This window comes from Pseudomonas sp. EYE_354, from assembly GCF_023148575.1.
GTDB lineage: Bacteria > Pseudomonadota > Gammaproteobacteria > Pseudomonadales > Pseudomonadaceae > Aquipseudomonas.
The window spans coordinates 358,008-378,040 of record NZ_JAHXNQ010000003.1; the positions used below are offsets into that span (position 1 = coordinate 358,008).

Consider the following 20,033-nt stretch of genomic DNA (forward strand, 5'->3'; position numbering starts at 1 on the left):
ATGGACGCTACTCAAAAGGAGGCCGCCCACCGCGCGGCCTCCGATGCTGAACTGATCTGCTGGGTCGACGAGCACGACAACCTGCTCGGCCACCTGGTCAGGTCCGACCTTCGCCAGCGCGGTCTGATCGGCCGCTGCACTTTTATCTTCCTGTTCAACACCAAAGGCGAGCTGTGTGTGCATCGGCGTACCTTGAGCAAGGCGCTGTACCCCGGTTTCTGGGACACGGCCGCCGGTGGCATGGTCGCGCGGGGGGAGAGTTATGCCCTGTCGGCGCAGCGCGAACTGGCTGAAGAGCTGGGCGTGAGCGGGGTGGAATTGATCGAGCATGATCATTTCTACTTCGAGGACGGTGACAGCCGTCTGTGGTGTACGTCCTACTCCGCCGTGTGGGATGGCGAGCTTTGTCTGCAACCCGAAGAAGTCATGGAAGCACGCTTTTTACCGATTGAAACGGTCCTGCAGGAGGCTGAGCAAAAGCCCTACTGCCCGGACGCTCAAGAGGGCTTGCGGCGCTATCTGGCCTCGCGTCGCTAAAGTTGCATAAATTGGCGCCATTTGGCTCTTAGCAACTGAGCTTTTTGCCGTTACACTGCGCGACTTTTCACCCGAGCCGCCTTGGCGGTTCGGTAGCGCTGCCCCTGCCTGAGTGGGGCTTCGCGGTCGGTGGCGGATAAGCGCGCCGATCAGTCTTCATCCTCCCAAGAGGATTGCCGGTGGCCAAAAAAGCCGCATCCTTCGCCGCCCTCGGTGGCCTGGTATTTTCCACCGACGCAGGTCGGCATTGCCCGGACTGTCGTCAGCCCGTGGACTCATGCACCTGCAAACAGACGCTGATCCCGCAAGGCGACGGTATTGCCCGCGTGCGACGCGAGAGCAAGGGCCGTGGCGGCAAGACGGTGACCACCATCACCGGCGTGCCGTTGGCCGAAGACGCGCTCAAGGACCTCGCCACGACGCTGAAAAAGCGCTGTGGCACCGGTGGCGCGTTGAAGGACGGGGTCATCGAGATCCAGGGCGATCACGTCGAGTTGCTGTTGGCCGAGCTGATCAAGCTCGGTTACAAGGCCAAGAAGTCCGGCGGCTGAAAGCCTCTTCCCAACCTGTGTCTAAACTCTGCCCTGCGCGTGAGGTCTACCTCCCTTGCAGGCAAATCGTCATTTTCATTCTTTAGACTGCGCCAGCCTCGAACGAGAGGTGGCGCCTTCGCCTTCATTTATAGGGGACTTCGATGTCCGTACGACGCACACGCAAAGACGATGGCAGCCAATGGACAGTTGCGGACAGCCGCAGTGTTTACGGGATCCGCCATTGGGGGGCCGGGTATTTCGCGATCAATGACGCCGGTCGCGTTGAAGTCCGTCCGAACGGCCCGAACAGCACACCTGTCGACCTCTACGAGCAGGTCGATCAGTTGCGCAAAAGCGGCCTGTCGTTGCCCTTGCTGGTGCGCTTTCCCGACATCCTGCAGGACCGTGTCCGTCAGCTCACCGGCGCCTTCGATGCCAACATCGAACGCCTGGAATATCAGAGCAAATACACCGCGCTGTACCCGATCAAGGTGAACCAGCAGGAAGCGGTGATCGAAAACATCATCGCCACCCAGAACGTCTCCATCGGCCTGGAAGCCGGCTCCAAGCCTGAGCTGCTGGCGGTGCTGGCGCTGGCGCCGAAGGGCGGCACCATCGTCTGCAACGGTTACAAGGACCGTGAGTTCATCCGCCTCGCGCTGATGGGCCAGAAGCTTGGCCACAACGTATTTATCGTGATCGAGAAAGAATCCGAAGTCGGCCTGGTGATCGAAGAGGCCGCCAGCCTCAAGGTCAAGCCACAGGTGGGCCTGCGTGTGCGCCTGTCGTCCCTGGCGTCGAGCAAGTGGGCGGACACCGGCGGCGAGAAGTCCAAGTTCGGTTTGTCGGCGGCGCAATTGCTGTCCGTGGTCGAGCGCTTCCGCGCGGCGGGCCTGGATCAGGGCATTCGCCTGCTGCACTTTCACATGGGCTCGCAGATCGCCAACTTGGCCGACTACCAGCACGGGTTCAAGGAAGCCATTCGTTACTACGGCGAACTGCGCAACCTCGGCCTGCCGGTGGATCACATCGACGTCGGTGGCGGCCTGGGCGTGGACTACGACGGTACGCACTCGCGTAACGCCAGCTCCATCAACTACGACATGGACGACTACGCCGGCGTGGTCGTGGGCATGCTCAAGGAATTCTGCGATGCGCAGAGCCTGCCGCACCCGCATATCTTCTCCGAAAGCGGCCGTTCCCTGACCGCGCACCACGCCATGCTGGTGGTGCAGGTGACCGACGTCGAGAAACACAACGACGAAATCCCAAAGATCGAAAACAAGGAAAGCCTGCCGGAAACCGTGCAGTGGCTGGTGGACCTGCTCGGCCCGACCGACATCGAGATGGTCACCGAAACCTACTGGCGCGCCACCCACTACATGAGCGACGTGGCCACCCAGTACGCCGACGGCAAACTGACCCTGGCCGAGAAAGCCCTGGCCGAACAGTGCTACTTCGCCGTGTGCCGCCGCCTGCACAACTCGTTGAAAGCCCGCCAGCGCTCGCACCGCCAGGTGCTGGACGAACTCAACGACAAGCTGGCCGACAAGTACATCTGCAACTTCTCGGTGTTCCAGAGCCTGCCGGACACCTGGGCCATCGGCCAGGTGCTGCCGATCCTGCCGCTGCACCGTCTCGACGAAGAGCCGCTGCGCCGCGCCGTGCTGCAAGACCTGACCTGCGACTCCGACGGCAAGATCAAGCAATACGTCGACGAGCAGAGCATCGAAACCAGCCTGCCGGTGCACGCCTTGAACGAGGGCGAAGACTACCTGCTGGGCATCTTCCTGGTCGGTGCCTACCAGGAAATCCTCGGCGATATGCACAACCTGTTCGGTGACACCGACTCGGTGAACATCTACCAGCGTGAAGACGGTTCGGTGTACAGCGCCGGGATCGAGACCCACGACACCATCGAAGACATGCTGCGCTACGTGCACTTGTCGCCCGAGGAGTTGATGACTCACTACCGTGACAAGTGCGCCAGCGCGAAGATCAGCGCCAGTGAGCGCACCCAGTTCCTGGATGCCTTGCGCCTGGGCCTGACGCGGTCTTCGTACCTGTCCTCGTAAGTGAGGTGACCCGGCTCCCGTGCGGGAGTCGGGCTTGCCCGCGATGGCGTTGCCTCAGTGAGGCTTCAGTTGCCTCCCAGCCACAGCCCTTGCCGATTCAGACGCCACGCAATCGCCCATAGCGTCAGGCTGCGCACTGCCATGAACAGCAGGAAGGTTATCCACAATCCGTGGTTGCCCAGCCCCTGCAATGCCCAGGCAATCGGCAGCACCAGCAGCACCGTCAACAGCATCCCGTTGCGCATCTCCCGCGCGCGCGTGGCGCCGATAAACAGGCCATCGAGCAAATAACTCCATACCGCAATCAGCGGCAGCACCGCCAGGTAAGGCAGGTAGATGTCAGCGGTTTCGCGCACGCTGGGAATGTCGGTTTGCATGGCGATAAACAGGTGCCCGGCAACGCTGAACAGCAGGGCAAAACCGAGGCTGGCGATCAGCGACCAACCACCGGCCACCACCAGTGAGCGACGCAGGGATTGGCGGTCACGGGCACCAATGGCGTGGCCGCACAGGGCTTCCACGGCGTGGGCCAACCCGTCCAACGCATGGGCCGTCAGCAGCAGGCCGTTGAGTAACAGCGCATTGGCCGCGACAGTGGCATCGCCCAGGCGTGCGCCATGCACGGTGATCATGAAAAACACCGACTGCAACGCCAGGCTGCGGATAAAGATATCGCGGTTGACCGCCAGCAATGGGCGCCAGCTTTTCCAGACCTTCAGCGCGGCCCAGACTAGGTGCCCAGGATAGGCGCGCAGGGCTTTTTGCGTCAGCGCCAGGCCGAGCAGGGCGCCGGTCCATTCGGCGATCACCGAGGCGCGGGCCGAACCGACCACACCCCAGTCCAAACCGAGCACGAACCACAGGTTGAGCGCGATGTTGACCGCGTTGGTGCTCAGCAGAATCGCCAGCGGCGCGCGGGCGTTCTGCGTGCCGAGGAACCAGCCGACCAAGGCATAGCTGGCCAGCGCGGCTGGCAGGCCGAACAGGCGAGTGTGGAAGAAATCGCGGGTCAGTTGGTTCAGTTCGGGCGAGGGCTGCATCCATCCCAGTGCGAGATGGCTCAGGGGAATGCCCACGGTGCCCAGCAGCATCGCCAGGCCCAGCGCCAGCAGCAACCCCTGCAGCAGGATTTGCCGCAGGGCCGCGCCGTCATTACGCCCGGCGGCCTGGGCGGCAAAACCGGTGGTGCCCATGCGCAGAAACCCCATGGCCCAGGCCAGGAAGGTATACAGGCTGGCCCCCACCGCCACGGCGCCCAGTTGGTGGGCATGGGGCAGGTGGCCGATGACCATACTGTCCACCAGCGCGACCAACGGCACCGAGATGTTCGACAGAATCATCGGCGCTGCCAGGGCCCATACGCGGCGATGGGTCGGGCGGTCGTGCCAGTCGGTGAGTAAGGTGGGCATGCAGTCTCCTTGAGGGAGCGGCATTGTAACCACGTAACCTGAGCGTTCCCACGCGCTGTGAACCCGGCCACCCTCCGTCGGTCAATGTGACCAGCACCTCATCGGCCCCGCCCCGGCTGATATATAGTTCACTCCCCCGGTTACCTCTGACGACGAGTGCCCCATGCTTAACAAAGGACTGTTCCTGGCCTGCGCGCTGGCCCTGCTGAGCGCCTGCGATTCTTCCGATAAATCCGCTGCACCTTCCGCGCCTGCGGCGGCCACGACCGCTGCGCCAAAACCGGTCAAGGCGGCGGTGGATGTGGCGGCGTTGAAACAACGCTATGCCGGGCGTGAATTAAGCGTGGTGGACGTGTCCGAGGTGCAACTGGACGGGGCCAGCACCTTGTCGGTGAGCTTTTCCATCCCTCTGGACCCCGATCAGAAATTCGCCGACAGGCTCCATCTGGTGGACAGCAAGTCCGGCAAGGTCGACGGCGCGTGGGAGCTGTCCGATAACCTGATGGAACTGCGCCTGCGCCACCTGGAGCCGCAGCGCAAGCTGGTGCTCACGGTGGATGCCGGGGTGAAAGCGGTCAACGAGAACACACTCGCCGCCGAGTACGTCGCCCGCCTGGAAACCCGTGACCTGCAAGCCACGGTCGGCTTTGCCAGCCGTGGCACCCTGTTGCCGACGCGCCTGGCCGAAGGCCTGCCGGTGATTGCGCTGAATGTCGACAAAATCGACGTCGAGTTCTTCCGCATCAAGCCCGAATCCCTGCCTGCGTTCCTGGCGCAGTGGGGGCGCAATACCAGCCTGCAAAGTTATGAGTCGCGCGAACTGCTGCCGTTGGCAGATCTGGTCTATGGCGGGCGTTTTGACCTGAATCCGGCGCGCAACACCCGCGAAACCTTGCTGCTGCCGATCGCCGGCCTCAAGCAACTGCAGCAGCCGGGTGTGTACCTGGCGGTGATGCGGGCGTCGGGCACCTACAACTATTCGCAACCGGCAACGCTGTTCACCTTGAGTGACATCGGCCTGTCGGTGCACCGTTATGCCAATCGCCTGGACGTGTTTACCCAGGCCCTCGAAGGCGGCAAGGCGCTGGATGGCGTGGACCTTGAGGTGCTGGATGCCGATGGCCGTGTGCTTGGCCAGGGCAAGACCGAGAAGGGTGGCCATGCCGAGCTGCCATTGCCGAAAAAAGCCCAGGTGCTGCTGGCAAAACAGGGCGAACAGACCAGCCTGTTGCGCCTGGACAGTGCGGCGCTGGACCTGGCCGAGTTCGATATCGGCGGCCAGCCGTCGCACCCGCTGCAGTTTTTTGTGTTCGGCCCACGGGACCTGTATCGCCCCGGCGAAACCGTGCTGCTCAACGCCCTGTTGCGCGACAAGGACGGCCACGCCGTCAAACCGCAACCGGTGAGCGTCGAAGTGCGTCGCCCGGATGAGCAAGTAAGCCGCAAATTTGTGTGGGATGCCGACGCGTCCGGCCTCTATCAATACCCACTGCAACTGGCCGGTGAAGCGCCTACCGGGCGCTGGCAACTGGTGTTCGACCTGGGCGACGGCAAACCGCAGCTGTATGAGTTCCTGGTCGAGGACTTCCTGCCCGAGCGCCTGGCGCTCGAACTCAAGGGCAGCGACACGGCGCTGAGCCCGACGGACAACCCGGTGATCCAGGTCGACGGCCGTTACCTCTATGGCGCGCCGGCGTCCGGTAATCGCATCAGCGGGCAAGTGTACGTGCGGCCGCTGCGAGAGGCGGTCAAGGCGCTGCCGGGTTACCAGTTCGGTTCCGTCACCGAAGAAGAGCTGAGCCAGGATTTCGAGCTGGACGAAAGCGTGCTGGATGCCAAGGGCCAGGAAAAAATCACCCTGGAGAGCAAATGGGCCGAGGCCAAATCACCGTTGCAATTGATCGTGCAAGCCAGCCTGCAAGAGTCGGGAGGGCGGCCGATCACCCGGCGCCTGGTGCAGCCGATCTGGCCGGCCAAGCAGTTGCCGGGGCTGCGTGGTCTGTTTGACGGCACCGAAACCAATGGCGATGGCCCGGCGGAATTCGAAGTGCTGCTGGCCAATCAGGACGGGCAGAAACTCGCCGCGCAACACCTCAAGGTGCGCCTGGTGCGCGAGCGCCGTGACTATTACTGGAACTACTCGGACAACGACGGCTGGAGCTACCACTTCAACGAAAAATTCCTCAACCTCGACGAGCAGACCCTCAACATCAAAGCCGGTGACACCGCCAAGGTCAGTTTTCAGGTGGAGTGGGGCCCGTACCGCGTCGAAGTCGAAGACCCGCAGACCGGCTTGATCAGCAGCCTGCGCTTCTGGGCCGGCTACCAGGCCCAGGACAACACCGAAGGCGGCGCCGTGCGCCCCGATCAGGTCAAGCTGGCGTTGGACAAACCGGCCTATGGCGACGGCGATATCGCCAATGTCACCGTAACACCACCCGCGGCCGGCAAAGGCTACCTGTTGGTGGAGTCCGCCGAAGGGCCGCTGTGGTGGCAGGAAATCGACGTACCGGCTGAAGGCAAAAGCTTCGCGGTGAAGCTCGACCCGAAATGGTCGCGTCATGACCTGTACGTGAGCGCCCTGGTGATCCGTCCCGGTGAGCGCAAAGCCAATATCACCCCCAAACGCGCGGTGGGCCTGTTGCACCTGCCGTTGGACCGCTCCCAGCGCAAGCTTGGCGTGACCCTGACCGCGCCGGAAAAAATGCGCCCCAAACAACCGCTGACGGTGAAGGTCGCCGCCAAAAATGCTGACGGCAGCGTGCCCAAACAGGTGCATGTGCTGGTCGCGGCGGTGGACGTAGGCATCCTCAACATCACCGAATACCCGACCCCTGATCCGTACTCCAGCCTGTTCGGCCGCAAGGCCTACGGTGTCGACCAGTTCGACATCTATGGCCAACTGATCGAAGCCGGCCAGGGCCGTCTGGCCAGCCTGGCCTACGGCGGTGACGCGGCGCTGGCCAAGGGCGGCAAGCGCCCGGACACCAGCGTAACCATCGTCGCCCTGCAAAGCGCGCCGGTGGTGCTCAACGACAAAGGTGAGGGCGAAGTCAGCGTCAATATTCCTGACTTCAATGGCGAGCTGCGCCTGATGGCCCAAGCCTGGAGCGATGACCGCTATGGCATGGCCGAAGCCAAGACCGTGATTGCCGCGCCGCTGATTGCCGAGCTGTCGGCGCCGCGCTTCCTCGCCGGAGGCGACCAGACCACCCTGGCGCTGGACCTGTCCAACCTGTCGGGCAAGGCGCAGAAACTCGATGTGCAACTGAGCGCCGACGGCCAGTTGGAATTGGTCAACGCTGGCGCGCAAACCGTCGAGCTCAAGGCAGGTCAGCGCACCACCCTGCGCATCCCGGTCAAGGCCTGGGGCGGGTTGGGTCAAGGCAAAGTGAAAGTGACGGTAAACGGGCTGGAGCTGCCCGGTGAAAACCTGCCGCCGTTCAGCCGTGAATGGACCCTGGGTGTACGCCCTGCCTACCCGGCGTTGCTCAAGCAGTATCGCGCGGTGCTGAAAAGCGAGCCGTGGAGCTTGCCTGGCGCAACCCTCGATCAGTTCGATCCCTCGGGGCGCGAAGCGCTGTTGAGTCTGTCGAGCCGGCCGCCGCTCAATCTTGGGGCACAGATCAAGGCGCTCAAGGCCTACCCCTACGGTTGCCTGGAACAAACCGCCAGCGGCCTGTACCCGTCGCTGTATGCCGACGATGCGTTGCTCAAGCGCCTGAGCATCAAGGGCGAGCCGGATGCCGAGCGCAAACGCAAGATCGAACTGGGCATCGAACGCTTGTTGGGCATGCAGCGCTACAACGGCAGCTTTGGTTTGTGGGGCGCCGATGGCGAGGAAGAGTACTGGCTGACCGCCTACGTCACGGACTTCCTGCTGCGCGCCCGCGACCAGGGGTTTGCCGTGCCGTCCGAGGCTTTGAAAAAGGCCAGCGAGCGCCTGCTGCGGTATGTGCAGGAGCGCAACCTGATCGACGTCGACTACAGTGACAACGCCGAGCACACCCGTTTTGCCGTGCAGGCTTATGCGGGCATGGTGTTGGCGCGCAGTCAGCAGGCGCCGCTGGGCGCGTTGCGCAGTATTTTCGAGCGGCGCAGCGATGCGCGTTCCGGGCTGCCGCTGGTGCAACTGGCGATCGCCCTGCAAAAAATGGGCGACCAACCCCGTGCCGACCAAGCCTTGCAGGCCGGTCTGGCGGCCCAGCGCAGCGCCAGGGAGTGGCTGGCCGACTATGGCAGCCCGCTGCGTGACCAGGCGATGATCCTGGCCTTGCTGGAAGAAAACGATCTGGCCAAGGGCAAACGCGAGGAGCGCTTGTTCAGCCTGTCGGACCAGTTGGCCGCCAGCCCCTACCTGTCGACCCAGGAGCGTAATTCGCTGTTTCTCGCCGGGCGGCTTGGGTTCGCCCAGCCTGAGGCGAACTGGCAGGTATCACTGACCGGCAACGGCGGCGTGCGGGAGCTGAACAATCAGCAATCGACGCTGCAACTGGACCAAAAATGGCTATCCGGCGACTTGAGCCTGAGCAATCAGGGCGACACGCCGGTGTACCAGCAACTCACCGTTTCGGGCTATCCACAGGTGCCACCGGCAGCGGGCGGCGAAAATCTGAGCATCCGCCGCGAATACCTGGGCATGAACGGCCAACCGCTGAACCTGCGCAACCTCAACAGCGGCGACCTGGTGCTGGTGCATTTGGCGGTCAGCGCCAGGCAGCGTGTGCCGGATGCGTTGGTGGTCGACCTGCTGCCCGCAGGCCTTGAGCTGGAAAACCAGAACCTGGCACAAAGCGCGGCCAGCCTGGAAAACGCCAGCAGCCAGGTCAAGGAGTGGCGTGAGTCGATGCAGAACGCGGCACTCAAGCATCAAGAGTTCCGCGATGATCGCTACGTGGCGGCGATCAACCTCGACAGCGACGGCACCACGCATTTGCTCTACCTGGCGCGTGCGGTGACCCCTGGCACTTACCGGGTGCCGCCGCCGCAGGTGGAGTCGATGTATCGGCCGAACTGGCAAGCGGTGGGCGATACTCCGGCCGACCTGGTGATCAAGGGCCGGTAATGAAAAACGGGGCCATGTTGATCATGGCCCCGCTTTTTAATGCACCACCCAACTCAATAACCACAACCCCAGTATCAACCAGATAATGCCCATGATGATCGACGCTCGCATAAAGGCGCGTATCGCCGAGTACAACAACATCAGGCCGATGATCAGGGTGATGATGCTGATGATCGAGGTGTCCATGCCCAACGTTCGGGACAGGCCTTCGACAAAGTTGCCGCCCGCATTCGTCAGCGCGCCGAACAGACCGCTGAGGCCGTCGACGATAAAACGGATGATGGAACCGAGCGCCTGGCCCAACCATTCGAAAAAGCTTTCTACCTGCATGTGTGCGTCCTGATGAGAAGGTGGGCGAATCTGTGTCTTTGGTTGTTATTACGACAGGCTAGTTCCCTACAAGCATAGAGGTTTGCCGGTTTGAGTTTTCGATTAATCATCGTTGGGTGCGCGCGCTCGCGTTTGCTGCGCTGGGTGGTGGCGCCCATCGCGTTGGTGATTGCGCTGCTGTGGCTGGCCGACCACCTCTGGCCCTTGCCCTTGCCGGCGGATGACCTGGCGCGGGTGGTGCTGGCCGAGGATGGCACGCCGTTGTGGCGTTTTGCCGATGCCCAGGGCGTGTGGCGCTACCCCGTGCACACCAGCGAGGTCTCGCCGTATTACCTCGATGCGCTGCTGACCTACGAAGACCGCTGGTTCTACCAGCATCCTGGCGTAAACCCATTGGCGCTGGCGCGGGCGAGCTGGCAGAACCTGACCGGCGCGCGCGTGGTCTCGGGTGGCAGTACCTTGTCCATGCAGGTGGCGCGCTTGCTCGACCCGCATTCGCGCACCTTCCATGGCAAGCTGCGCCAACTGTGGCGTACCGCGCAGTTGGAATGGCACCTGTCCAAGGAGCAGATCCTCAACCTGTACCTCAACCGTGCGCCGTTTGGCGGCACGTTGCAGGGCGTAGCGGCCGCCAGTTGGGCGTATCTGGGGAAATCCCCGGCGCAACTGACCCGCGCCGAAGCCGCGTTGCTCGCGGTGTTGCCCCAGGCGCCGAGCCGCTTGCGCCCGGACCGCCACGCCCAGCGCGCCCAGCAGGCCCGCGACAAAGTTCTGCGCCGCCTCGCCGAGTATCAGGTTTGGCCGCAAGCGGCCGTCGACGAAGCCTTGCAGGAACCACTGTTGCTCGCCCCGCGTCTGGAGCCGAGCCTGGCGCCGTTGCTCGCGCGCCGCCTCAACCGCCCCGACAGCCCGCCGCTGATCCGCACCACCGTGGACGCCACCTTGCAACGTCGCCTCGAAGACCTGCTGCTGGGTTGGCGCGCGCGATTGCCGGAGCACACCAGCGCCGCGATCCTGGTGGTCGAAGCAGAAACCATGGCCGTGCGCGCGTACCTGGGCTCGGTGGACATCAACGACGCCAAGCGTTTTGGCCATGTGGACATGATCAGCGCGCTGCGTTCGCCAGGCTCGACCTTGAAGCCCTTCCTGTACGGCATGGCCCTGGACGAGGGCTTGATTCACTCCGAATCGCTGCTCCAGGACGTGCCCAGGCGCTACGGCGATTACCGGCCGGGCAACTTCTCCATGGGCTTTACCGGCGCGGTGCCGGCGAGTACGGCGCTGTCCAGTTCACTCAACCTGCCGGCGGTGCAGTTGCTGGAGGCTTATGGGCCCAAGCGTTTTGCCGCGCAGATGCGCATCGGCGGCGTGCCCTTGGCATTACCGGCTCTGGCCGAGCCGAATCTGGCGCTGATTCTGGGCGGCGCCGGCAGCCGCCTGGAAGACTTGGTGAGCGGCTACAGCGCGTTCGCCCGCGACGGCAAGAGTGCCACCCTGCGCCTTCAGCCGGACGACACGCTCCGCGAACGGCCGTTATTGTCGCCCGGCGCCGCCTGGATTGTGCGGCGCATCCTCAGCGGCCAGGCACGCCCGGACCGCGACCCGCGTGCTGAACTGGTGCAGCGCCCGGTGCTCGCCTGGAAAACCGGCACCAGTTATGGCTTTCGCGATGCCTGGGCGATCGGCGTGGGCCCGCGCTATTTGATCGGCGTGTGGATCGGGCGGCCGGATGGCACGCCGGTGCCGGGTCAGTTCGGCCTGGCCTCGGCGGCGCCGTTGATGTTGCAGGTGCACGACGTGTTGACCAATCGCGACAGCCAGCGCGGCATCAGTGCGCCGGTTAAACCGGTACCGGCCAACGTCGGCGTGGCGGCGATCTGTTGGCCGCTGGGCCAGCCCATGAGCCGCAGTGATCCCAATTGCCGACGCCAGCGCTTTGCCTGGACGCTGGACAACACCACGCCGCCGACTTTGCAGGCATTGGATCAACCGTTGAGCGTGGGCTTGATGGAAAGTGTCTGGGTCAATGCCAAGGGGCTGCGGGTGGACGCCCATTGCCCCGGAGCCGTCGCCAGGCACATCGCGCTGTGGCCGGCGCCCCTTGAGCCTTGGCTGCCACGGGCGGAACGTCGTGACGCACGTATCCCGGCGCCTGACCCGGACTGCCCGCCATCGGCGCTGGCTGCGTCGTCGCCGCTGTCGATCGTCGGCGTGCGTGACGGCGACCAACTGCGCCTGCCCGCCGCCAGCCAGCAGGCCTTGCGCCTGAAACTCTCCGCCCTGGGCGGCAGCGGCCGGCGCTGGTGGTTCCTCAATGGCGCGCCGTTGGGGGACAGCGCGAGCCAGGACTTCATCAACGCCAGTTTCGAGCGGTTGGGGCGCTATCAGCTTAGTGTCCTTGATGAAGCCGGCCAAACCGCCCGGATTGAATTCAGCGTGGTCGACTAGATGGTCTTCACTTGCCTTCGTCCCTGATCCGCCGGAAGCTACACACCTTCAGGAGCCCCGCATGAACCTCGAACACCTCACCGAACGCCTGCACCGTATTCGCGATACCAACGACTGGAAGCAATTCCACAGCCCGAAAAACCTGGCCATGGCCGCAAGCGTCGAGATGGCCGAGCTGGTGGAAATTTTCCAATGGCTCAGCGAAGACCAATCGCGCCAGTTACCGGCCGACAAACTCGCCCACGCCGGGCAGGAAGTCGGCGATATCGTGCTGTACCTGCTGTTGTTGTGCAGTGAGTTGGGGCTGGACATGAATGAGGTGGTGCGCGCCAAACTGGCCGACAGCGAACGGCGGTTTGCCCATGAGTGACCGTCATTTCGATCAGTTGGCCACCCGCTTTGCCGAGAAGATCTATGGCGGCGCCAAGGGCGCGATTCGCCTGGCGGTGCTCCAGGCCGACCTGGCCGAAGCGCTGCCGGAGCGGCCCTTGCGCGTGCTGGATATCGGCGCGGGGCTGGGGCATATGTCGCTGTGGCTGGCCGAGCGCGGTCATCAGGTGACCCTGGCCGAGCCTGCCGAACCGATGCTCGACGGCGCGCGCCAGCGGTTCGCCGAGGCCGGGCAGACCGCCACGTTTATCCACGCGCCCTGGCAGGAACTGCTCGGTCAGCTCACCGAACCCTACGACCTGGTGCTGTGCCACGCCGTGCTGGAGTGGCTGGCCGAACCCCATGCGATCCTGCCGGTGCTGCACCAGTTGACCGTGCCCGGCGGCTGGCTGTCCCTGGCGTTCTACAACCGCGATGCGCTGATCTACCGCAACCTGCTCAAAGGCCACTTTCGCAAAATGCGCAAGAACGACATGGCCGGCGAAAAGCAGAGCCTGACCCCGCAACAGCCGCTGGACCCGCATGAACTGGCGGCGCAACTCGACGGGCTGTGGCAGGTCGAAAGCCAAAGTGGCGTGCGCGTGTTCCACGACTATATGCCGGTGGAGTTCCAGGCCCGCGCCCCGTTACAGGACCTGGTTGAAATGGAACTCGCTCATCGTCGTCACCCAAGCTTTGCCGGACTTGGGCGTTATTTGCACTGGATCTGCCGTCCGGTTTAAGCGGGCCAGTCTGCGGAGGTCGAAATGCGTCGTCTCTGTTTGATCCTGTTGTCGTTAGGGTTGGGCGCGTGCTCCAGCCCCAATCCTTATGTCGCTGCCTCGGCCCCGATGCCACCGGCGCCGGCCCAGGCCGCCACCACGTTTGACGCCAGCGCCTACCCGGCGCCGGTGCGCGACTACGGCGCCTACCGCACGTGGGGCTGGCGCAACGGCCAGTTGCCGGCGGGCACCGCCTGGGCGGATTCGGCCCAGGTGGCAGAGGCGGTCAGCGGTGCCCTTGACCAGCGTGGCCTGCGTCCGCTGCATGACAACCGCGCCCCCGACCTGTTAGTGAGCGCCGACGTACGCCTGGAGAAGCGTCTCAAGCAAGTTCAGGACGACTACGGCTACGGTTACGGCGGCTACAACCGTTATGGCAACGGTTACGGCATGTACAACTCCGCGCCGATCGTGCGCACCTATGAAGTGCAGGTGGTGGTGGTTCGCGTCAATTTGTTCGACGCCCGCAGCGGTCAGCCGGTGTGGAGCGCCAGCGCCGAAACCGGCAGCCAGGGCAGCCTCAGCGAGCGGGCCGATGCGTTGCGCAAGGCGGTGCAAAAGGCGATGACGGCCTACCCACCGAGTTAACCGCTATTCTCATCTGACGCACGGCTCGTTTTTTGGAGATCAACCATGTTTCGTCGCATCGCTACGCTTGCTTTTGTTGTGCTGCTGGGCGGTTGCCAGACTAACCAGGTCAACCATGATTTTGACGCCAGCCGAGACTTCGGCGCCTACCGCAGTTGGGCCTGGAAAGACCCGGCCCTGCAATACCGCCCCGATGACCCGCGTATCAAGAGCGACCTCACCGAACAACGTATCCGCCAGGCCGTGGGCGAACAACTCGACCAACGCGGCCTGCGCCCAGCGGCGGCCGGTAGCCGGGCCGACCTGAACGTGCAGGCCTACTTGATCGTCGAGGACCGCCAGCAACAAGTCACCACCCACTACGGTGGTGCCTGGGGTGGTCCCTGGAATGGCTACTGGGGCGGGCCGATGTACAACGAAACGCGCAACATCACCTACAAGGTCGCGACGATTCAGATCGACCTGCTCGACGGCAAGGACGGCAAGCTGGTCTGGCGCGGCAGTGATGAACAAATGATGAGCGGCACGCCCAACCCCCAGGATCGCGACAAAGCCATTCGCACCACCGTGAGCCGCGTGCTCTCCAGCTATCCGCCCCATTGAATTTCCGCCAGTCGCTCCTATGGCGACTGGCCAGCGCACTCCCTAAGCCTTGTCTACACTCCAGATCATCTACGGAGAGTAAGTGCTTTGGAGTGCCTTGATGTCTCCCCGATTCCGTTCCCAGCAGCGTGGTGCGATTGGCTTGATGGCGGCGGGTACCCTGGCGCTGGCCTTGGTGTTCCTGCTGTTGGCCGTGGACAGCGGTCGCCTGTACCTGGAAAAGCGCAAACTGCAATCCATCGCCGACACCTCCGCCCTGGAAGCCGCCGCCCGTGGCGGCCTGTGCACGCCCACCACCACCGCCAACGACTACGCCAGGCAGAACGCCGCACGTAACGGCTTTACCCTCGTCGCCGGCGACGCCAGCCGTGGCTTGACCGTGAGCTGCGGCACACTGGCGACCAACGCCGCCAATATCCGCGTATTCACCGCCGATGCCAGCAGGAACGATGCGATTCGGGTAGTGGCGACGCAGCGCGTGACGAGCAGTGTCGCCAGTGGCATCTGGGGCATGTTCAGCGGCAATGGGCCGGCAGTGCAGACGGTGATGAGTGCGACGGCGGTTGCGGCTTATGCTCCGCCGGTGGCGCAACTGACGATTCGCAGCAGCCTGGCGACGGTTGACTCTTCCAAGTCCCCGGCCCTGAACATGATCATCGGCAATTTGCTGGGGGGCAGCTTGTCGCTCACCCCGGCGGGTTGGAATGGCTTGTTGCAGAGCAACGTTAACCTGCTCGGCTACCTGGATCAGTTGGCGATTGATTTGACGGTCAAGGCAGGTGATTACGAAGCGCTGCTCAATACCAATGTATCGGCTGCCCAACTGATCAACGCGGCGGCCAAGGTCCTGCAAAAAAACGGTGCAGCCGCGGCGGTGATCAACGATGTGCTCTCACTCAAAGCCGTCGCTCCCAATGCCCCCTTGTTGAAGGTCGGCGATTTGTTGAAAATGGCCACCGGAACGCCGTCCGCCGCGCTCAATACCAACCTGCAGTTGTTTCAATTGCTGGAGGCGGTGGCGCAATTGTCCAGCAGTAAAAGTGCGGTGAGCACGGCTGTCCAGCTCAATATTCCGCTGGTGGGCAACGTATCGATCCAGACCAAAGTCATCCAGCCGCCCCAGTTGTCGGCGATAGGCAACCCTGCGCTGGCAAAGGCTGGTTTGAACAATACGCCCAAGACGGATCAGATTTTTGTGCGTACCGCTCAAGTCAGAACGCTGGTCTCTATTGATCTTCCGGTACTTAAAGGTGTGTCCCAATTGACGTCAGCCGTCACAGCGCTGACCACCCCGGTGACTGGCGTCGTGAATAATCTGTTGCATCTGAACTTGGTCGGTACGCTGGACCCATTGCTCTGTCTCGTTTTGAAGCCCTGCGATCATACCGATCCTCAACTGTTTTCCAGGCTGGATATCAATTTAGAAGCGGTGAGCGCCGAGAGCTATGTTAAAGACTTCAGTTGCGCAAGCAGCGCTGCAAAATCGCTGACGGTCCAAACCAAGACATCGCTGGCTGATTTGTCCATCGGCAAAATCAATGCGACAGATGCGTTTTCTTCCTCGGCAGCTGTCAGCGTCCAGCCTGTCCCGCTTGTAGATATCGGTGTGCAGACGTGTAAGGGAATATTCGGCTGCGCTGCGCGCCAGCCGGGTGTGGGAGGAAGTCTGTTGGTGCAATTTGCGCATTCGACAGTCGGCGGGACTGACGCCACGATGCTGTTCGCTCCAGTGAGTGAGATGAATGCCGCCCCCACCTACCAGAAAGCCTTGCCCAGCAGTGACATGGTTAACAGCTTGGTCAATACACTCGGGGGAATCCAAGTCACGTATGCCCCCCCCAGCGGCAATGTTTCAAGTGGTGCGCTTGCTGGCGTCGCGGGGCTGCTCACGACTATCACCACGACGTTGGTGGGTGCGATACAGAATCTCTTGTCGCCAGTACTGGACCCTATCGTGAATACGATATTGGGCAGCTTGGGCATCACCCTGGGCAACGCCGAAGTCGGTGCCAACCTGACCTGCCACATGGGCCGCGCCTACCTGGTGATCTAACCCCCCATCACCGGCAGTTCCACACAAAATCGCGCGCCTTCCTCGGCGTTGGCGACGCTTAAGCGTCCGCCCATGTTTTCCACAATGCCGTAGCTCACCGACAACCCCAGCCCCGTGCCCACGCCGATCGGCTTGGTGGTAAAAAATGGCTCGAAGATCCGCTCCAGCAACCGCGGGTCGATGCCGCCAGCGTTGTCCTCGACCCAGATGCGCACATGACACCTGTCGTGTTCGCAATGCAGGGCTATCCATGGCTGCAGTTGCGGGTGCTTTTCCCGGTGGCTCAGGAGGGCGTCGCGGGCATTGACCATCAGGTTGATCAGCACTTGTTCCAACTGGTCGACATAGCCTTTGACCTGCACCGTAAAGTCCGTCGGGACGATGCGCAGTTCCACGCCCTTGGCCTTCAGGCTGTCACTGAGCAGCGACAGCGTGCCGTGCACCGCCTGCGAGGGGTCGAAAAGCTGCTGCTCGATTTCCGAGCGCCGGCCAAACACGCGCATGTGGTCCACCACCCGTGCCGCGCGTTGCACCTGAGCGTCGATGCGCTGGAGTTTTTCGGTGAGGTAGGCGGCGTCTGCAGTGCCGTTGCTCAGGCGCTTGAGCACATTGACGATGGCCATGCGCATCACGTTCAGCGGCTGGTTGATCTCGTGGGCCAGGCCGGTGGCCATTTCGCCGAGGGTGGCCATTTTCGCGCTCTGGGTCAGTTGTTGCTGGGAGCGGCGCACTTCGCTGTTGTCGCGGCCCACGGCCTGCACTTCCAGGAGTGTGCCGTGTTCGTCGAACACCCCTCGGTCGGACCATACCCACCAGGCGTGTTCGCGACCTGGCAGTTCCAGGCTGATTTCGGCGGTGCTTACCGGGAACTCCGGCGTCAGTTGGTTGATGCGCTGCACGAAGGCCTGGCGCTGTTCGTCCGACAGCCAATGGCCCAGGTTCAGCCCCTGCAGGTCGGCGGGCGAACGCTCCAGATGGTTGGCCAACGGCGTATTGCCGAAGGTCAGGGTCAGGTCCGGACGGTAGCGGCAGATCATCGCCGGGGAATCTTCCACGAGGATGCGGTAGCGCTCTTCGCTTTGTTTGATCTGTTCGGCGGCCAGCGTCGCGTCGGTCACGTCCAGCCACAGGCCGACAGCTTCCACCGGCAGGCCCAGGTCGTCACGCAGCAACTTGGCTTCGTCGAGCAGCCAGTGGTAATGGCCCTGTTTGTCGCGCACGCGGTAGCGGCTGCGCACCGTGCCCTCACGCAGCAGTTGGCGGCTGCGTTCAAAATACAGGTCACGATCGTCGGGATGGATCAGTGAGGCCAGGCTGTCGTGATTACATTCGGCCAGGGTCCAGCCCAGCAGCGGCATCAGGCTGTCGCTGAAGAACGTCGGGTGCAGAGCGCCGCTGAGGTAACGCTGTACATAGATCACCGCCGGCGAGCTGGCGATCAGGTTATCCAGGCGCGCATGGGCGGCGGCGGTTTCCAGTTGCTGGTTTTTGATGTCGCTGATGTCGAGCATGAAGCCTATCCAGCGTCGGCTGTCGTCGCCGTCCAGCATCTGGCCTTGTACGCGATACCAGATGGGGGTGTGATCGGCGTCGCTGCGTTGCAGGCGCACGCTGGTCAACAACGGTTTACCGAGTGCTTGCAGGTCGTGCAGGCGGCTATTGAGTGCCTGGCGGTCGGCCGGGTGGATCAATTGCAGCCACTGGGCCAACGCCTGGCGGGTGGGGCCGTCTTCCAGGCTGAGGCTGTGCAGCAACTGTGGGGCCAGTTGGATTTCCCGGGTCGCGGGCAGCAGCTCCCACCAGCCGGTGCCGAGCAAACCTTGCAGGGCTTCGACCCGCTCCAATTGTTGATGGTGACGTTGCTCGCGCAGGCGGCTCAGCAGGGGCGCGGCGAGGGCGGCCGCAAGGTTCAGCCAGTCGCGTTCGCCGGTGTGCGGCTGGCCGCTATAGAAACCGCAGAGCAACCAGGCGGCGACGCCCTGGCCATCGCGGTACGGCACCAGGAACCCTTCGGTGTTACCAAACACGCTGTGCAGGCGCGGGTTGTCGCTGCGCCCTCGAAGCGTATCCATGCGCAACGTTGCATTGCCATTGGCGCTGTCCAGGCAGGTGCCGAGGTGTTGGCCGGTCTGCCACAGGGCCGGCGCGTCGTGGGCGGCATACCCGCTGTAGACCCGCCAGCCTTGATCTTCTTCATCGAGCAAGGCCAGCGCGACACACGGAATGTGCCAGCGCTGGGCCAGGCTGCGCAGATGCTCGTTGAATACCTCCGGCAAGCGGCTGAGGCTGCACACCCGCAGTTGCTCACTCATCTGGCAGGCCAATTGATGGTTTTGTTCGCGGTCCTGGGCCCGTCGCTTGCCGCCGAGCAGGTCGCTGATGTCCAGCAGGTGCAGGGCCCAGTTGTCACCGTTTGGCTCGACCCAACCACGGGTGTGCAGAACCTGGTCGGCGAGGCCCAGGAAATCCAGATCCAGGCTTTGTTGTTGCCAGTCGGCGGGGTGGCCTTCGATACACAAGGCGCTGTCGCGGCACACCAGTTCACGCAGCAGCGGGGGAGGCTCATTCCGGACACGCGGAGCGAGCTGCATACGCAGGCTGCCGCTGATACTGAGAACGTGACCCCGTTGATCCAATTGCAGGTGCAAGCCCATACCGGGCGCGGCGGGGGGCCCCAGGTCCAGTGCGCCGGGGCGGCCTAACAGGCGCCCGAAGAGGTTATCAGTGGGGCTCAAAACTGCAGGCTCGAGCGGGCGTACAAGTTGACGGGCAGTTTCGGAACGGTACCCACGCCCGGCAATACCAAGGCCGGGAACACTGAATAGAGGTTGGTCGTGGGGTAGGTGATCGCCACCGTCAGTGTGGTGCCGACGTAGGTCGCGCTGACGTATTCGCTCTTGAATTTGAAACCGGCGGGAATCCAGCTCAGTTGCGTCACGACGGTATTTTTTGCGCGCTGGGTGACCTGTGTGCCGTAGGCGCTGCCGGCGCTCACCGGGTCCACCGCCATGGCCTGGCGCACGGCCTCCGCGGCCGCCTGGTTGAACGATTGCATCAACAGCAGAGGCAGGCTGTAGCTGATCAACCCATAGAACACCGCAAAAAAAATGCCGAAAACCAAGGCGAACTCGATCGCGGCGGCACCTTTTTGTTTTCTGGGGAGGCCTGTTTTCATGACTGCGTCTACCCTGACGGCTACTACCTGATATCAGCATAGAATCATTCAACGAAAAGGGATGTT

14 protein-coding genes are annotated in these 20,033 nt (G+C 63.1%); 10 read left to right on the forward strand and 4 right to left on the reverse strand.

What is annotated here, in order from left to right; genetic code table 11:
- The 3 genes from KZX66_RS06225 to speA all read left to right on the forward strand — a co-directional run bounded on the left by KZX66_RS06225 (position 1) and on the right by speA (position 3,145).
- Positions 1-537, forward strand: coding sequence for an NUDIX hydrolase (locus KZX66_RS06225; protein WP_248077633.1), 537 nt, complete (start codon positions 1-3; stop codon positions 535-537).
- Between the two features lie 179 nt (positions 538-716).
- The gene (locus KZX66_RS06230; RefSeq protein ID WP_248077636.1) at positions 717-1,088 is read left to right on the forward strand and encodes a translation initiation factor Sui1; all 372 of its coding nucleotides are present in this window, start codon (positions 717-719) and stop codon (positions 1,086-1,088) included.
- Positions 1,089-1,231: 143 nt separating this feature from the next.
- Positions 1,232-3,145 (forward strand): arginine decarboxylase, encoded by a 1,914-nt coding sequence (gene speA / locus KZX66_RS06235; RefSeq protein ID WP_017527874.1) that lies wholly within the window; start codon positions 1,232-1,234, stop codon positions 3,143-3,145.
- 65 nt (positions 3,146-3,210) lie between these two features.
- Here speA and KZX66_RS06240 read toward each other — a convergent pair whose 3' ends face one another.
- On the reverse strand, positions 3,211-4,554 hold the full coding sequence (locus tag KZX66_RS06240; RefSeq protein ID WP_248077639.1) for an MATE family efflux transporter: 1,344 nt from the start codon (positions 4,552-4,554) through the stop codon (positions 3,211-3,213).
- A 163-nt stretch (positions 4,555-4,717) separates the two neighbouring features.
- Between KZX66_RS06240 and KZX66_RS06245 the strand changes: the two genes are divergently transcribed.
- Entirely contained in the window at positions 4,718-9,619 is a 4,902-nt protein-coding gene (locus KZX66_RS06245) for an alpha-2-macroglobulin (protein ID WP_248077641.1), read from the forward strand.
- A gap of 36 nt (positions 9,620-9,655) precedes the next feature.
- Here KZX66_RS06245 and KZX66_RS06250 read toward each other — a convergent pair whose 3' ends face one another.
- Positions 9,656-9,949, reverse strand: a complete 294-nt coding sequence (locus tag KZX66_RS06250) for a hypothetical protein (RefSeq protein WP_248077642.1) — start codon at positions 9,947-9,949, stop codon at positions 9,656-9,658.
- A gap of 132 nt (positions 9,950-10,081) precedes the next feature.
- On the opposite strand from KZX66_RS06250, the gene pbpC reads away from it, so the two are divergent.
- The 6 genes from pbpC (at position 10,082) to KZX66_RS06280 (ending at position 16,792) form a co-directional block, all read left to right on the forward strand.
- Positions 10,082-12,397 carry a peptidoglycan glycosyltransferase PbpC gene (gene pbpC, locus KZX66_RS06255; protein ID WP_282445853.1) on the forward strand — a complete coding sequence of 772 codons (2,316 nt, stop codon included), beginning with the start codon at positions 10,082-10,084 and terminating at the stop codon, positions 12,395-12,397.
- Between the two features lie 61 nt (positions 12,398-12,458).
- Positions 12,459-12,767, forward strand: coding sequence for a MazG-like family protein (locus tag KZX66_RS06260; protein WP_048723087.1), 309 nt, complete (start codon positions 12,459-12,461; stop codon positions 12,765-12,767).
- A complete protein-coding gene (locus KZX66_RS06265; RefSeq protein WP_248077643.1) occupies positions 12,760-13,509 on the forward strand; it encodes a methyltransferase domain-containing protein in 750 nt (249 codons plus the stop codon). Before KZX66_RS06260 ends, KZX66_RS06265 begins: the two co-directional genes overlap by 8 nt.
- A 24-nt stretch (positions 13,510-13,533) precedes the next feature.
- A complete protein-coding gene (locus KZX66_RS06270) occupies positions 13,534-14,136 on the forward strand; it encodes a DUF4136 domain-containing protein (protein WP_248077644.1) in 603 nt (200 codons plus the stop codon).
- A 45-nt stretch (positions 14,137-14,181) separates the two neighbouring features.
- Positions 14,182-14,739 (forward strand): DUF4136 domain-containing protein, encoded by a 558-nt coding sequence (locus KZX66_RS06275; protein ID WP_248077645.1) that lies wholly within the window; start codon positions 14,182-14,184, stop codon positions 14,737-14,739.
- Between the two features lie 100 nt (positions 14,740-14,839).
- Complete coding sequence (locus KZX66_RS06280; protein ID WP_248077646.1) at positions 14,840-16,792, forward strand: pilus assembly protein TadG-related protein; 1,953 nt, start codon at positions 14,840-14,842, stop codon at positions 16,790-16,792.
- Here the strand turns inward: KZX66_RS06280 and KZX66_RS06285 are convergent.
- Together KZX66_RS06285 and KZX66_RS06290 are read right to left on the reverse strand one after the other, a co-directional pair.
- Positions 16,789-19,527: a PAS domain-containing sensor histidine kinase gene (locus tag KZX66_RS06285; RefSeq protein WP_248077648.1), complete on the reverse strand. Its 2,739-nt coding sequence runs from the start codon at positions 19,525-19,527 to the stop codon at positions 16,789-16,791. The two genes, KZX66_RS06280 and KZX66_RS06285, sit on opposite strands and share 4 nt — an antisense overlap.
- Positions 19,524-19,967 (reverse strand): TadE/TadG family type IV pilus assembly protein, encoded by a 444-nt coding sequence (locus KZX66_RS06290; RefSeq protein ID WP_248077650.1) that lies wholly within the window; start codon positions 19,965-19,967, stop codon positions 19,524-19,526. The genes KZX66_RS06285 and KZX66_RS06290 overlap by 4 nt, the downstream gene beginning before the upstream one ends.
- Positions 19,968-20,033: the final 66 nt, after the last annotated feature.